At 63.2% G+C, this 13,152-nt stretch carries 16 protein-coding genes; 8 read left to right on the forward strand and 8 right to left on the reverse strand.

Features of this window, described 5'->3' with window-relative positions; translation table 11 throughout:
- Positions 1-23 precede the first annotated feature (23 nt).
- The 3 genes from AC0L3O_RS25410 to AC0L3O_RS25420 all read right to left on the reverse strand — a co-directional run bounded on the left by AC0L3O_RS25410 (position 24) and on the right by AC0L3O_RS25420 (position 3,627).
- Positions 24-1,025 (reverse strand): LLM class flavin-dependent oxidoreductase, encoded by a 1,002-nt coding sequence (locus AC0L3O_RS25410; protein ID WP_473534819.1) that lies wholly within the window; start codon positions 1,023-1,025, stop codon positions 24-26.
- A gap of 158 nt (positions 1,026-1,183) precedes the next feature.
- A complete protein-coding gene (locus AC0L3O_RS25415; protein WP_473523015.1) occupies positions 1,184-2,347 on the reverse strand; it encodes an AI-2E family transporter in 1,164 nt (387 codons plus the stop codon).
- A gap of 218 nt (positions 2,348-2,565) precedes the next feature.
- Positions 2,566-3,627, reverse strand: a complete 1,062-nt coding sequence (locus AC0L3O_RS25420; RefSeq protein ID WP_473534859.1) for an LLM class flavin-dependent oxidoreductase — start codon at positions 3,625-3,627, stop codon at positions 2,566-2,568.
- 243 nt (positions 3,628-3,870) lie between these two features.
- On the opposite strand from AC0L3O_RS25420, the gene AC0L3O_RS25425 reads away from it, so the two are divergent.
- A complete protein-coding gene (locus AC0L3O_RS25425; protein WP_023801556.1) occupies positions 3,871-4,299 on the forward strand; it encodes a DUF6481 family protein in 429 nt (142 codons plus the stop codon).
- 88 nt (positions 4,300-4,387) lie between these two features.
- On the opposite strand, the gene sugE is transcribed toward AC0L3O_RS25425, so the two are convergent.
- Together sugE and AC0L3O_RS25435 are read right to left on the reverse strand one after the other, a co-directional pair.
- Entirely contained in the window at positions 4,388-4,702 is a 315-nt protein-coding gene (gene sugE / locus AC0L3O_RS25430) for a quaternary ammonium compound efflux SMR transporter SugE (RefSeq protein WP_027152144.1), read from the reverse strand.
- Positions 4,703-4,881: 179 nt separating this feature from the next.
- Positions 4,882-5,007: a hypothetical protein gene (locus AC0L3O_RS25435; RefSeq protein ID WP_473616942.1), complete on the reverse strand. Its 126-nt coding sequence runs from the start codon at positions 5,005-5,007 to the stop codon at positions 4,882-4,884.
- A 210-nt stretch (positions 5,008-5,217) separates the two neighbouring features.
- Here AC0L3O_RS25435 and AC0L3O_RS25440 point away from each other — a divergent pair, with 210 nt between their 5' ends.
- On the forward strand, positions 5,218-6,048 hold the full coding sequence (locus AC0L3O_RS25440; protein WP_473534820.1) for a transglutaminase-like domain-containing protein: 831 nt from the start codon (positions 5,218-5,220) through the stop codon (positions 6,046-6,048).
- 102 nt (positions 6,049-6,150) lie between these two features.
- Positions 6,151-6,555 carry a GFA family protein gene (locus AC0L3O_RS25445; RefSeq protein WP_027152142.1) on the forward strand — a complete coding sequence of 135 codons (405 nt, stop codon included), beginning with the start codon at positions 6,151-6,153 and terminating at the stop codon, positions 6,553-6,555.
- A 4-nt stretch (positions 6,556-6,559) separates the two neighbouring features.
- Here the strand turns inward: AC0L3O_RS25445 and AC0L3O_RS25450 are convergent, their stop codons facing one another.
- Positions 6,560-7,819 (reverse strand): DNA recombination protein RmuC, encoded by a 1,260-nt coding sequence (locus tag AC0L3O_RS25450; RefSeq protein WP_473616943.1) that lies wholly within the window; start codon positions 7,817-7,819, stop codon positions 6,560-6,562.
- A gap of 105 nt (positions 7,820-7,924) precedes the next feature.
- Between AC0L3O_RS25450 and def the strand changes: the two genes are divergently transcribed.
- From def to truA, 5 genes are all read left to right on the forward strand, one after another.
- Positions 7,925-8,470, forward strand: a complete 546-nt coding sequence (gene def, locus AC0L3O_RS25455; protein ID WP_287310221.1) for a peptide deformylase — start codon at positions 7,925-7,927, stop codon at positions 8,468-8,470.
- Between the two features lie 94 nt (positions 8,471-8,564).
- A complete protein-coding gene (locus tag AC0L3O_RS25460; RefSeq protein ID WP_473534821.1) occupies positions 8,565-8,792 on the forward strand; it encodes a plasmid stabilization protein in 228 nt (75 codons plus the stop codon).
- A gap of 107 nt (positions 8,793-8,899) precedes the next feature.
- Positions 8,900-9,835 carry a methionyl-tRNA formyltransferase gene (gene fmt / locus AC0L3O_RS25465; protein ID WP_473616944.1) on the forward strand — a complete coding sequence of 312 codons (936 nt, stop codon included), beginning with the start codon at positions 8,900-8,902 and terminating at the stop codon, positions 9,833-9,835.
- Positions 9,832-10,341 carry a GNAT family N-acetyltransferase gene (locus AC0L3O_RS25470; RefSeq protein WP_128184972.1) on the forward strand — a complete coding sequence of 170 codons (510 nt, stop codon included), beginning with the start codon at positions 9,832-9,834 and terminating at the stop codon, positions 10,339-10,341. The genes fmt and AC0L3O_RS25470 overlap by 4 nt, the downstream gene beginning before the upstream one ends.
- Positions 10,342-10,358: 17 nt before the next feature.
- Positions 10,359-11,117: a tRNA pseudouridine(38-40) synthase TruA gene (gene truA, locus AC0L3O_RS25475; protein ID WP_128175759.1), complete on the forward strand. Its 759-nt coding sequence runs from the start codon at positions 10,359-10,361 to the stop codon at positions 11,115-11,117.
- A 152-nt stretch (positions 11,118-11,269) separates the two neighbouring features.
- Here the strand turns inward: truA and AC0L3O_RS25480 are convergent, their stop codons facing one another.
- Together AC0L3O_RS25480 and dapE are read right to left on the reverse strand one after the other, a co-directional pair.
- On the reverse strand, positions 11,270-11,875 hold the full coding sequence (locus AC0L3O_RS25480) for a hypothetical protein (protein WP_027152135.1): 606 nt from the start codon (positions 11,873-11,875) through the stop codon (positions 11,270-11,272).
- Positions 11,876-11,877: 2 nt separating this feature from the next.
- On the reverse strand, positions 11,878-13,077 hold the full coding sequence (dapE, locus tag AC0L3O_RS25485) for a succinyl-diaminopimelate desuccinylase (RefSeq protein WP_473534823.1): 1,200 nt from the start codon (positions 13,075-13,077) through the stop codon (positions 11,878-11,880).
- Between the last annotated feature and the right edge of the window lie 75 nt (positions 13,078-13,152).

Raw genomic sequence — 13,152 nt, forward strand, 5'->3', positions numbered from 1 at the left:
GCCTTCGCAGCCTCGCAAAAAAGTCAGGCCGCTTCCGACAGCGATTTGTGGACGTTGGCCAGGATCTCGAAGGATCGCACCCGCGCTGCGTGGTCGAAAATCTGCGCGGTGACCATCAGCTCGTCGGCGCCGGTGCGCTGCACGAACGCTTCGATGCCTTGCCTGACCGTTTCCGGGCCGCCGACGACGGCGCAGGACAGCGCCTGGTCGAGCATGGTTTTGGCCATCGGGTCGAGGTCGCGCTCATATCCGTCGACCGGCGGCGGCAAGCGGCCGGGCCGGCCTGTGCGCAGATTGACGAAGGCCTGCTGCAGCGAGGTGAACAACAGCCGCGCTTCGGCGTCGGAGGGTGCAGCGAACACGTTGAGGCCGAGCATGACATAGGGCTTGTCGAGCTGTTTCGACGCCTGGAAGCGCGAGCGATAGATCTCCAGTGCGTGGTCGAGTTCGGCCGGCGCGAAATGCGAGGCGAAGGCGTAGGGCAGGCCGAGCATGGCTGCGAGCTGCGCACCATAGAGGCTCGAGCCCAGAATCCAGATCGGCACCTGCTCGCCCTCGCCGGGCACGGCGCGGATACGCTGACCGTCTTCGGCCGGCTGGAAATAGCCCATCAGTTCGACGACATCCTGCGGGAAACTGTCGGCGCCGGCGTCGAGGTTGCGGCGCAGCGCACGCGCCGTGCCCATGTCGGTGCCCGGCGCCCGGCCGAGGCCGAGGTCGATGCGGCCTGGATGCAACGCGTTAAGTGTGCCGAACTGCTCGGCAATGACCAGCGGCGAATGGTTGGGCAGCATGATGCCGCCGGCTCCGACGCGTATCGTTGTGGTGCCGCCGGCGACATGGGCAATGACGACGGAGGTGGCGGCGCTGGCGATGCCCGGCATATTGTGATGCTCGGCCAGCCAATAGCGCCTGTACCCCAGCCGCTCGGCATGGCGGGCGAGATCGAGCGAATTGGTGAGCGATTGCGAAGCGTTGCTGCCTTCGACGATCGGCGACAGGTCGAGAACCGAAAGTGCGGTCATGGGCGGGGATCCTGTGGACGGGAGGGATGTAGGAACCGACCGCGACGGCCGCAAATTCAAAAAATTGAACTGACGCCCATGAGTCCACTCAAGCAAAAAGGGACGCTCTGGAATTTAGTATCCACGGCTGCCTGCCGCAGCTTATCCCGCTTCTCGGATCATGCGCCCGCAGCCGTGTCGGTTTCTGAAATCTCTTCGTCCTCAACCGCCGTATGTTGCGCCGCCAGGAAATTGCCGACATGGCTGAGCTCGTCGAAATGATCGCAGAACACCTTGATGACGACCAGCAGCGGCACCGCCATCAGCGCGCCGACGAAACCCCACAGCCAGGACCAGAAGGCAATGGCGATGAGGATCGCCACGGCGTTGATCTCTAGGCGCCGGCCAACCACCGTCGGCGTCACGAATTGGCCCTCGACGGTATCGCACAACAGCACGAAGGCCGGCGCCAGCAGCGCGTAGGAGATGCTGTCGAAGCTGATCAGCGCGATGATCGTGACAAGCGTGATTGTAATCAGCGCCCCGATATAGGGCAGGAAATTGAGCAGAGCCGCTGCTGCGCCCCAGACCTGCGGGTTGGGCATGCCGAGTGCCCATAGGCCGAGTCCGATGACCACGCCCAGGCATGTATTGATGATGGCGACGGTAAGCAGATAGTGCGAGATTTCACGTTCGACGTCATAGACGACGCGCAGTGCCCGCTTCTTTTCGCTGAGACTGGGGAAGGATTCGACGATCTTCTCATAGAACATCGTGCCGGACGCGAGCAGGAACAGCGACAGGACGAAGACGATGATGAGGCTGGTGCCCGCCGACAGCAAATTGCCGGCGGCTTGCGAGAGGATGCCCGATTGCGCCATGGCTACCCTCTGGACGCCCGGCCCTTGGGAGGTCTGCGTCAGTCCCTCTATCTGCCGCGAAATGTCCATGATCCTTTCGAAAGGACGCCGCAGTTGCGCGAGACGTTCGGTCAGCTGCTGGCCAATCACCGAGGTGTTGTTGATGAGGTCGATGACCGGGCCGCTAAGCAGATAGCCGGCCACGGCAAGGATGCTGACCGACAGCACCACCAGCAGTGTCGCCGATATCACATCGGGCATGCCGTGTTTGCGCAGGAAGCGGACGATCGGCGTCAGCGTCAGCGCCAGCAGGAAAGCCAGGATGACCGGCATGAAGAAGGCGCGGGCGAAGGAGAGCGCGTAGATCGCCATAAGGAAGAAGATGCCGACTAGCAGCGAACGTATCAGGTGCATGTCCGCACGCGCCTCGACGCGCGGATCGGGGCTCTCGGCAGCACCCGAAGCGGCGGGTTCGGCTTTCATTCTGGCCCTCGGCGGCACACTGCGATTGGTGTACGCTGTTGGCGGAAACGCCTTTGCGGCTTCAAGGTTCCGCTGGAGCGACGTGCGTCCACTTGGACGCTCAAAGTACGCTCTAACGCTTTGAATTTACCATCGGCCCCGAAAATCGATTCCGATTTGCGGCCGATGCGCTTAGCCGGCGCTGACGATGACCTTGGCCCTACGATCTAGCCGGCGAATCAAACGGCCGGCGCGGCCGCAGCAGGGATCGCCTTCGCCGTCTCCTTGCGCACGATCGGTGCCACCTTGGTGCCGTAGAGTTCGATCGCCTTCATGATCTTGGCGTGCGCCATGGTGCCGATCGCCATTTGCAGCAGGAAGCGGTCGTTGCCGAATATCCTGTGCTGGGCAACGATCTTTTCGGCCACCTGTTCGGGGTTGCCGACGAACAGCGCGCCGTTCGGGCCGCGCGACTGGTCGAAATGTGCTCTCGACGTCGGACCCCAGCCGCGCTCGCGACCGATGCGGTTCATCACCTCGGCCTGCGGCCCATAAAAATCGTCGGCCGCCTGGTCGGTGGTCGCGGCAATGAAGCCGTGCACGTTGAGGCTGGTGGCCAGATCAGCCGGATCGTCGCCGGCCCGTTTGGCCGCTTCCCTGTAAATATCGAACAGCGGCGCGAACCGCGCCGGCTCGCCGCCGATGATGGCCAGCGCCAGCGGCAGGCCGAGCGCACCGGCCCGCGCGGCGGATTGCGGCGTGCCGCCGATCGCGATCCAGATCGGCAATCTGTCCTGGAACGGGCGGGGGTAGACGCCGCGATCGTTGATCGGAGCGCGCAGCCTGCCCGACCAGCTCACCTTGACATGATCGCGGACGGCAAGCAGCAGATCGAGCTTTTCGGCAAAGAGCTCGTCATAGTCCTCAAGATTGTAGCCGAACAGCGGAAAGGATTCGATGAACGAGCCGCGCCCAGCCATGATCTCAGCCCGGCCGCTGGATAGAAGGTCGAGCGTTGCAAACTGCTGGAAGACACGGACCGGATCGTCGGAGGATAGCACAGTGACCGCGCTGGTCAGCTTTATGCGCCGGGTGCGTTCGGCGGCTGCGGCCAGGGCTACGATCGGCGCTGAAGCCGCATAATCGGGACGGTGATGCTCGCCCAACCCAAACACGTCGAGGCCGACCTGGTCGGCCAGCTCGATCTCCTCGATCAGGTTGCGCAGCCGCTCATGCGCACCGATGGCGCCTGGGCCTGATTCCGGGCTGACGTCGGCGAAGGTGTAGAGACCGAGTTCCATCATCTGTCATCCTGGTGGTTTGTTCTGGTGTTTTGTTTTCGCGCTACAGGTAGCGACCAGTCCGCCGCGCCGCCAGAGGGTCGCATGGTGAACAGTGCATGTCCGTTTCAGCCGAATTCAGCCGAAAAGGCGTCTCCCGGCTGCAACAGCTCAGAATTTCATGGCTGGCATACCGTTTTGGCGCTTGAACTCTGGGTTTTCACGCGTATGTAAGCCTCGCAAATTGACTCCAGGGAAGTGGACTTGGCTATCTATAGGGAAAAAGACGTTTTCGAGCGGCGCAATGCCGCAAACGAGGCAAAGAAGGCGCTTCTCGAGCGCTTCAAGGCAAAGCCGGCAGCGGACGATCCAGCGGTGCTGGCACGACAGGCCGAACGCAAGGCGATCCTCGAAGCCCGTGCGATACGCGAGGCCGAAAAGGCCAGGCTGAAGCAGGAGAAGCTGGCGCGCGAAGCGGCCGAAAAGGCCGAGCGCGAAGCTGCTGCCGAAGCGGCGCGTATCGCTGCTGAAGAAGCGGCGCAGGCGGAAGCGAAGATCCGGGAAGCCGAAGAGAACGAGCGCATCGCTCGTTTGCTTGCCGACGAGGCTGAGCGCAAAGCCAAGCGCGACGCGCGCTATGCGGCGCGCAAGCAGCGCACCGGCAGGACGCCTCCGGGCTTTTCCGCTCGCTAGCGCTCCTACAGCGCGATTTCACCAATCAAAATTCAGGGCCGCCTTGCAGCGGCCCTGAAGGCGTTTGTGCTGCGGCCTTGCTGCAAACCTAGGTCGCGAGTTTCAATCCTATGATGCCGCAGACGATGAGTGCGATGCAGGCCAGCCTGATCGCGGTCGCAGGCTCACCGAGCAGCCAGATGCCAAGCAGCGCCGTGCCGACGGTGCCGATGCCGGTCCACACCGCGTAAGCCGTGCCGACCGGCAGGGTCTTCAGCGCCAGTCCGAGCAAGGCGAGACTGACGACCATCGAGGCAACCGTCAGGATGGTCGGAAGCGGCTTCGAAAAGCCATCAGTGTATTTGAGGCCAATAGCCCAGCCGATCTCGAACAGGCCAGCGAAGAAGAGAAGAATCCACGACATCGGAACGCTCCATTGGATTGCGGGTCGTCCCGGTCTTTTCGGAAAGCGCGAAGTCGTCTTCGCCGCATTGATTTAGAAATGCCCAATCAACAGCAGCGCCGACAACACTTCAGGACCAGTCGCTGAATGTCGATGGTCCTGAAATGCCGTCGGTCATGACTGCGCCGAAACGCCGAGGCTTACTTGTCCTTGAGTTTGGTCGCCTTGACGGGCGGCGCTTTCAGGGTCGGGGCAGCGGCAGGTTTCTTCGCGTCCCTCTTCGGCTTGCGGGCTTCTTTGCCCGCCTTCATCGCACCTTTAGCCATGATTCGTTTCCTCCAATTGTGGCAAGCGAAATGAACCAAGAGAAACGCCCGACCGCAAGAGGCATAATCTGGCGCCGGCGCCAGCCGTCGGCTGTCAATCGTTTCTAATTCGCTCGTAAACCACGCTGGTCCGTGCGATGATCTTTTTGCACTGCAGCAACGGCCCGTGCCTTCGCCGGGTGGTGATCCGGCAGGACGGTCAGGACGACAATGCGAATTCATATCGGCTGCGAGATGAGCTTCGACTTTCCGCAGGAAACGCCGCTGATCGCGATGCTCAACGTCCACTATTCCCGCGCGTCCGATCTCGAGCGGCCGGATTTCCTGACTTCGAACCCACCGGTGCCGATCGAGAGCTACCGCGACAGTTTCGGCAATTGGTGCAATCGTCTTGTCGCCCCGCCCGGTCGCTTCACCTTCGGCACGGACGCCGTGATCCGCGATCCCGGAACCTTCGAGACCGGCGATCTGGTGGCATGGCAGCACGAGGTGCGCGACCTGCCGTCGGAGACATTGCTGTTCCTGCTGCCGAGCCGCTATTGCGAGAGCGACGTGCTGGCGAGCGAGGCGTGGCGGCTGTTCGGCCACTCACCGCTCGGTATTCCACGCGTGCAGGCGGTCTGCGATTTCGTCCACAACCACATCATCTTCAACTACGGCAACGCGCGGCCGACGCGCACGGCGACAGAGGCCTATCGAGAGCAAAGCGGCGTTTGCCGCGACTTTGCCCATCTCGCCGTCGCCTTCTGCCGCGCCTTGAACATCCCGACGCGCTATTGCACCGGCTACATCAGCGACATCGGCCTGCCGAAGCCTTGGTCGGACATGGACTTCGCCGCCTGGATGGAGGTCTACCTCGGCGGTCGCTGGCATGCCTTCGATCCGCGCAACAATGCGCCGCGCATCGGCCGCATCCTGATCGCCTCCGGCCGCGACGCAGCCGATGTGCCGCTGACCCATATTTTCGGGCCGGGCACGCTGGCCGGTTTCAAGGTCTGGACGGAAGAAGTCATCGAACAGGCGTCGACGCAGCAGCCTTGAACCAGCGGATGGTTTGCCGCGTTGTGAATGCCTGTGTGGAGCTTCGGCGGCTGCGCCGTTAAGCTCCAACACGTCGAGGCGCGGCTGAAGGGAGGAACGAAGATGAAAATCGACGGCGGGTGCCATTGCGGCGCCATTACCTACGAGGCGGAGGTCGATCCGGACAACACCAGTATTTGTCACTGCATCGATTGTCAGCAGCTGACCGGAACAGCGTTTCGGGTGACCGTGCCGGCGCCGGAGGAGCGCTACCGGATCACCAAGGGCACGCCGAAGATCTACATCAAGACCGCAGCGAGCGGCGCCAGGCGCGCCCAGGCCTTTTGCGGCGAGTGCGGTACGCACCTCTATGCCACGTCGGTTGGCGACGGGCCGAAAGTCTATGGCATCAGGGTCGGCACGGCGCGGCAGCGCGAACAACTGATCCCGAGAAAGCAGATCTGGCACCGCTCGGCGCTGCATTGGCTGCCGGAGTTCGAAGGCACAATGATCGTCGAGGAGCAGTAGCCTCTCAGTCGTCGCCTTCGACCACCCTTAGCCTCAATTGGCCGGTCTTGGAGTCGGCGACGCGCGCTCCCGCTTCGGTCTTCGCGTTGGCCGCCGATCCGGCGTCGCCTTCCGCCGGCTGCGCGCCGAACTCCAGCGCCTCGATCTTCTGGCCGCGCTTGGTCACCTTCGACGTCGAGACGAGAATATCGTCGATATCCTTGGCCGACTGGCCGAAATGGCTCTGCAGCTTGCGCACCCGCTCGTCAAGGCGCGAGACATCCTCCATCAGCCGGATGACTTCGCCCTGGATCAAATGCGCCTGCTCGCGCATGCGGGCGTCCTTGAGAATCGCCTGGATGACCTGAATCGACAGCATCAGCAGCGACGGCGAGACGATGACGATGCGAGCGCGGTGCGCCTTGTGGACAATCCCCTCGAAATTCTCGTGGATCTCGGCGAATACCGATTCCGACGGCACGAACATGAAGGCGGTGTCCTGCGTCTCGCCCTGGATCAGGTATTTGTCGGAAATATCGCGGACATGCACCTCGATATCACGCCGAAACGCTTGTGCGGCGACCTTCTGCAAATCGACGCCTTCGGCGGCACGGATGGCATTCCAGGCTTCCAGCGGAAACTTGGCGTCGATGGCGAGTGCAGGCGCGCCGTTCGGCATCTTCACCAGGCAGTCGGGCCGGCTGCCGTTCGACAGGGTCGCCTGGAATTCATAGGCGCCGTGCGGCAGGCCGTCGGCGACGATCGCCTCCATGCGCGACTGGCCGAAGGCGCCGCGCGTCTGTTTGTTGGAGAGGATTGCCTGAAGTTGCACGACCTGGCTGGCGAGCGACTGGATGTTGCCTTGCGCTGTATCGATGACCGCCAGCCGCTCCTGCAGTTTGGCGAGGCTTTCATGCGTCGATTTCGTCTGCTCGGTCATGGTCTGGCCGAGACGGCCGGTCATCGCGTCGAGACGCTGGCCGATCGACTGCGTGAGTTCGGCCTGCCGCGCCCCGAACACTTCGGCGATGGCGCCCATGCGGCCCTGCATCTCGGCCTGGCTTGCCAGGATGCCGGCCATCCGCGCCTCGGCGTCGCGGGTGTGGTCGGCGGCTTCCGCGGCAGCCACCGCACGCGCCTTGGCCGAGCGCCAGAGCGCGACGACGAGCGCCACGAACAGGCCCAGGAACAGGACCGCGCCGAATGCCAGCACGTGGCCGAGCGTGATCGTGGTGGCGCCGAGCCGGGCGATCGGTTCGGACAGGATGGTGGTCAGGTCGTTCATATCGGACAGCATAGATGATTCGGCCTGACGACACAGATCAAAACGTGAACGCCGCTGCAAATGCCCCGGTTGACGCTTTTCGTGCGAGGTCTTAGGTGAGACGCCATGTCGATCAAGCCGCTCATCATCCTTCCCGATCCCGTCCTGCGCCAGGTTTCGAAACCGGTCGAGCGCGTCGACGGCGCCTTGCGCAAACTGGCCGACGATATGCTGGACACGATGTATGATGCGCCGGGCATTGGTCTGGCGGCGATCCAGATCGGCGAACCGCTGCGCATGCTGGTGATCGACCTCGCCAAGGAAGACGAGCCGCCGGTGCCGCATGTCTTCATCAATCCCGAGATTCTTGAGAGCGCCGATCAGCGCTCGGTCTACGAGGAGGGGTGCCTGTCGATCCCGGATTACTATGCCGAGGTCGAGCGCCCTGCCGCCGTGCGGGTGAAATATCTCGATCGCGACGGCAAGCTGCAGGAGATCGAGGCCGAAGGGCTGATGGCGACTTGCCTGCAGCACGAAATCGACCATCTCAACGGCGTTCTGTTCATCGACCACATCTCGAAGCTGAAGCGCGACATGGTGGTGAAGAAGTTCAAGAAGCTCGCCAGGGACAAACCATCAGGCAGCAAGGCGCCGGGCAAGTTAGTGGGATAGGGCGATACTCGCGCAGTTTGATGCTGAACCTTTCGAAGATGTTGGCGGGACAGCGCCCCTCTACCCTGTTCCAGATCAGGAAATGGAGACGCCGATGAGCGACATGCTGATCAGAAATATTCCCGAACCCTTGAAGCGGGAAATCGAGCAGGCGGCGCGTAAGAGCGCCCAGAGCCTGTCGGGCAAGGCGATAGCTCTTCTGCGCGAAGGCATGGTCGCCGAAAGGCAAGCCAGGCTGGAGCCGGGTCTTTCGGCATGGGACGCTATTCGCGCGACTTTCGCTGCTGAAAACGCAATGGCGATGAATTCGCCAAGATCATGAACGAAATCGAAGCAGAAAGGAAACGCGACTTCGGTCGCCGACCCGCAAAGTTCGCGACTTCGACTGAGCCGACTTAACGGCCAGACGAAGACCGGACCCGGAACAAAATGCCCTTGTGCGTCATCTTCATGGGTACGCCCGAATTCTCGGTGCCGACGCTGCGGGCGATCGCGGATGCCGGACATGAGATTGGAGCCGTCTACACTCAGCCGCCGCGCGCCGCCGGTCGCCGGGGGCTGGAACTGACGCCGTCGCCGGTGCAGCGCGAGGCCGAGCGGCTGGGCCTCGAGGTGCGGACGCCGGTGTCGCTGAAGAACGAGACCGAGCAGCAGGCGTTCCGCGCCTTGCGGGCCGATGTCGCCGTCGTCGTCGCCTATGGATTGCTGTTGCCCAAACCCATTCTCGAGGCGCCGCGGCTCGGCTGCGTCAATGGTCACGCGTCGCTGTTGCCACGCTGGCGCGGCGCCGCCCCTATCCAGCGCGCCATCATGGCCGGCGATACCGAGACAGGCATGATGGTGATGCGGATGGAAGAAGGCCTGGACACCGGCCCGGTGGCGATGGCCGAAAAATGCGCCATCGGCCCCAATATGACGGCCGGCGAACTGCATGATCGGCTGATGCACATTGGCGCCGCGCTGATGGCGGAAGCGCTGGCTCGTCTGGAACGGGATGCCCTGACTTTTGCCGCACAGGCGACGGAGGGGGTGACCTATGCCAAAAAGATCGATAAAGCGGAGACGCGCGTGGACTGGACGCGGCCTGCTGGCGAAGTCCACGATCATATTCGCGGCCTGTCGCCCTTTCCCGGCGCATGGTGCGAGATCGAAATTGGCGGCCGCCTGGAGCGGCTGAAACTGCTTCGCTCGACGCTTTCGCAAGGCGCCGGCGAGCCGGGAGGAATTCTCGACGACCGGCTGACGGTCGCCTGCGGGTCAGGCGCGATCAGGTTGGTCGAAGTTCAACGTGCGGGCGGAAGGCCCATTGCCGCGCAGGAGTTTCTGCGCGGGGCCAAGCTCGAAAAAGGAACGAAATTCTCATGAGCATGATGTCGATACGCGCGGCAACGCCGCGGGACCGCGAGGCGATCCGCCTGGTCGAGGAACACGCATTTGGCCAGCAGGCGGAGGCCGGCCTGGTCGACGCGCTGGTCAGCGGCGGCGATGCCGTCGTCGAACTGGTGGCGGAAGAAGATGGACAGGTGGTCGGCCATATTCTGTTTTCGCGGCTTTACGTGCAGAACGGCGGCAAGAGCTTTCCGGCGGTGGCGCTGGCGCCTCTTGCGGTCGAGCCGTCATTCCATGGCACCGGCATCGGCGGTGCGCTGGTCCGCGAGGCGCATATCCGCCTGAAGGATGCCGGCGAGGTGCTGGCGGTGGTGCTTGGCGATCCCGCATATTATGGCCGCTTCGGCTACAGTCACGCGCGCGCCGAAAAATTCGAAAGCGAGTTCCAGGGCGAAGCGCTGCAGGCGCTGGTCTGGGGCGAAGCGCCTGAGACCGGCAAGCTGGTATACGCTTCGGCTTTCGGCACCGCGCTCGCCGCCTAACCTCATCCTTCTTAGGAATGCCGCGTTTTCGCCTCGACATCGAATATGACGGCAGCCTCTATGCCGGCTGGCAGCGCCAGGCAGACCAGCCTTCGGTGCAGCAGGCGATCGAACAGGCGATCGAGAAATTCTGCGGCGAACAGGTCTCGCTGCGCGGCGCCGGCCGCACCGATGCCGGCGTCCATGCGACCGGTCAGGTGGCGCATGTCGATCTCGTCAGGGCGTGGCCTGATGACAAGGTTCGCGATGCCGTCAACGCCCACCTGCAAACGGCCAAGGCGCGCATCGCCATCCTCAAGGCGGCTGTGGTGCCGGATAGCTTCGATGCGCGTTTCTCGGCGATCGGCCGCCACTATCTCTACCGCATCGTCAACCGGCGCGCGCCGGCGGCGCTCGACAAGGGCAAGATCTGGTGGGTGCCGAAGCGGCTCGACGCCGAGGCCATGCACGAAGCGGCAAAGGTGCTGCTGGGGCGGCATGATTTCACCACGTTCCGCTCGACCCAGTGCCAGGCCGACAACCCGGTCCGGACGCTCGACCGGCTGGATGTCAGTCGGCTGGGTGACATGATCGAAGTGCGAGCCTCGGCGCGCTCGTTCCTGCACAATCAGGTGCGCTCGATGGTCGGCTCGCTGAAGCGCGTCGGCGAAGGCGGCTGGACAATTGCCGATCTGAAGGCGGCGCTCGACGCGCGCGACCGTGCAGCCTGTGGCCAGGTGGCGCCGCCCGATGGGCTTTTTCTCGTTGGGGTAGATTATCCGAAGGCGTCCGGATGACGCGGCTAGATGTGCCGATCAGTCAGCGTCACTAGGCTAGGTCGTCCTGCCAATCGGCCCAGCCGTAGAACACGCGCACAATCACCACGCGCTCGGACTCTACAATGAAGGCGATGGTGACGCGGCGTGTGAATCCGATGATGCGAAGCTATTCAAGTCCCGGTTCCGCTCGGCGCACCGATGCCGAGCAGCGCCTGCAGCGCGAACAGAACGACCAGCGACGCCACGAACATTCCGGCGAAGACAGCGCTGCCGACAGCCGCGCCCCTGCCGATGGCAACGTTTGTCATCCGCCAGGTCAGGATCATCGACAGCGCGAACAAAAGCAGCGACGCCAGTACGGCGAACTCGTTGGTGGACGGCAGGAAAAGCCTGATCAACGCCGCTGGCAGCATCATCCAGGCGATGATCGCCGACGCCCAGTTGCTGGCGACGACATAGTGGACGAAGCGCCCGCCGATGCCGGCGCGCGGCGCGACGAGGGCAAGGCCGACAAGCGGCAACACCCAGACGCCGATGTCGACTGTCGCCAGACGAATCAGCATGCTGAAGCGTCCGGCGAATGCATTCGGATCGCCGATCTCGTTGGCGAGGCCGACCCAACCGACGATCAGCGCCGGTGCCGCGACGACGATGGCGAAGAAGGAATTCCAGAAACCGTCGGCCGAAAGGTCGAACTGGCGCAGCCCATCGGCCTTGCCGAGCATCAGTCGCCAGGCGCCGTTGAGCGAAGCATAGGTTTCATCCGACGAAAGCATGATTACGATGCGCCTTGCTCGAACCAGTCTTCGATGAAGCGCAGATAAATCTGCGTCAGCGTCTCGAGGTCGGCAAGTGCGACGCGTTCATCGACCATGTGCATGGTCTTGCCGACCAGCCCGAACTCGACCACCGGACAATAATCCTTGATGAAGCGTGCATCGGAGGTGCCGCCGGAGGTGGAAAGCGCCGGCTTCCTGCCGATCACCGCCTTGACCGAACCGCTGAGCGCTTCGATCAGCCGCTTGTCGCGGGTGAGGAAGACGTGGCTCGGCCGGTCGCGCCAGACGAGTTCGTAATCGACCGGTGTCGTCTTGCCGGCCCGGTATTTCTTTCGCTTCGCCGCCTTGTCGAGACGGTTGTGGATTTCCGCCTGGATGGTCTCGGCGGTCCATGTGTCGTTGAAGCGGATGTTGAAGGCGGCGGTCGCCTTTGCCGGAATAACATTGGTGGCCGGATTGCCGACGTCGATCGAGGTTACCTCCAGATTGGTCGGCTGGAAGTCCTTGGTGCCCTTGTCGAAGACTGGGTGCAGCAAGGCTTCGACCAGCGTCATCAGGCCGCGCACCGGATTGTCGGCAAGCTGCGGATAGGCGGCGTGGCCTTGGCGGCCGTTGACGATGATGCTGCCGGACAAAGAGCCGCGCCGGCCGATCTTGATCATGTCGCCCAGCGCATCGGGATTGGTCGGCTCGCCGACGATCGACGCATCCCATTTCTCGCCCTTGGCGACCGCCCATTCGAGCAGCTTTGTCGTGCCGTTGATGGCCGGCCCTTCTTCGTCGCCGGTGATCAGCAGCGAGACCGAGCCTTTCAGGCCGCCTTTCGACTCGAGATGGCGCGCCACGGCGGCGATGAAACAGGCGATGCCCCCCTTCATGTCGACGGCACCGCGACCGAACATCTCGCCCTTGGCGATCTCGGCAGCGAAAGGCGGATGCGTCCATGAGGTCTCGTCGCCGACCGGCACCACGTCGGTATGCCCGGCGAACATCAGGTGCGGACCGTTGCCGGAGCGCCGCGCATAGAGATTTTCGATATCGGGCGTGCCGTCCTCCGAGAACACCGGGCGCTCGACGGAAAAGCCGAGTGGTTTCAGCATTGTTTCCAGCGTGCTCAGTGCCCCGCCCTCGATAGGTGTCACGGAGGGGCAGCGGATGAGGGCGGCGAGATTTCCAGCGGGATCGGTCGGCAACGTCATGGGCAAAAGCGTTAGTCGAAAGCGCAAGGCCTGTCACGGCCAGACATAAGGGCCAGCCATCCCGCCGACACTATG

It is taken from the genome of Mesorhizobium sp. WSM4810 (genome assembly GCF_055811235.1).

What these genes read in the sequence shown, in the direction of transcription:
- AC0L3O_RS25440 (WP_473534820.1), top strand. Translation starts at nt 5,218, where the DNA reads ATGCGAATTCATATCGGCTGCGAGATGAGCTTCGACTTTCCGCAGGAA.
- AC0L3O_RS25480 (WP_027152135.1), bottom strand. Translation starts at nt 11,875, where the DNA reads ATGCTTTCGTCGGATGAAACCTATGCTTCGCTCAACGGCGCCTGGCGA.
- dapE (WP_473534823.1), bottom strand. Translation starts at nt 13,077, where the DNA reads ATGACGTTGCCGACCGATCCCGCTGGAAATCTCGCCGCCCTCATCCGC.
- AC0L3O_RS25415 (WP_473523015.1), bottom strand. Translation starts at nt 2,347, where the DNA reads ATGAAAGCCGAACCCGCCGCTTCGGGTGCTGCCGAGAGCCCCGATCCG.
- AC0L3O_RS25460 (WP_473534821.1), top strand. Translation starts at nt 8,565, where the DNA reads ATGAGCGACATGCTGATCAGAAATATTCCCGAACCCTTGAAGCGGGAA.
- AC0L3O_RS25445 (WP_027152142.1), top strand. Translation starts at nt 6,151, where the DNA reads ATGAAAATCGACGGCGGGTGCCATTGCGGCGCCATTACCTACGAGGCG.
- AC0L3O_RS25435 (WP_473616942.1), bottom strand. Translation starts at nt 5,007, where the DNA reads ATGGCTAAAGGTGCGATGAAGGCGGGCAAAGAAGCCCGCAAGCCGAAG.
- sugE (WP_027152144.1), bottom strand. Translation starts at nt 4,702, where the DNA reads ATGTCGTGGATTCTTCTCTTCTTCGCTGGCCTGTTCGAGATCGGCTGG.
- fmt (WP_473616944.1), top strand. Translation starts at nt 8,900, where the DNA reads ATGCCCTTGTGCGTCATCTTCATGGGTACGCCCGAATTCTCGGTGCCG.
- truA (WP_128175759.1), top strand. Translation starts at nt 10,359, where the DNA reads ATGCCGCGTTTTCGCCTCGACATCGAATATGACGGCAGCCTCTATGCC.
- AC0L3O_RS25470 (WP_128184972.1), top strand. Translation starts at nt 9,832, where the DNA reads ATGAGCATGATGTCGATACGCGCGGCAACGCCGCGGGACCGCGAGGCG.
- AC0L3O_RS25420 (WP_473534859.1), bottom strand. Translation starts at nt 3,627, where the DNA reads ATGGAACTCGGTCTCTACACCTTCGCCGACGTCAGCCCGGAATCAGGC.
- AC0L3O_RS25410 (WP_473534819.1), bottom strand. Translation starts at nt 1,025, where the DNA reads ATGACCGCACTTTCGGTTCTCGACCTGTCGCCGATCGTCGAAGGCAGC.
- AC0L3O_RS25450 (WP_473616943.1), bottom strand. Translation starts at nt 7,819, where the DNA reads ATGAACGACCTGACCACCATCCTGTCCGAACCGATCGCCCGGCTCGGC.
- def (WP_287310221.1), top strand. Translation starts at nt 7,925, where the DNA reads ATGTCGATCAAGCCGCTCATCATCCTTCCCGATCCCGTCCTGCGCCAG.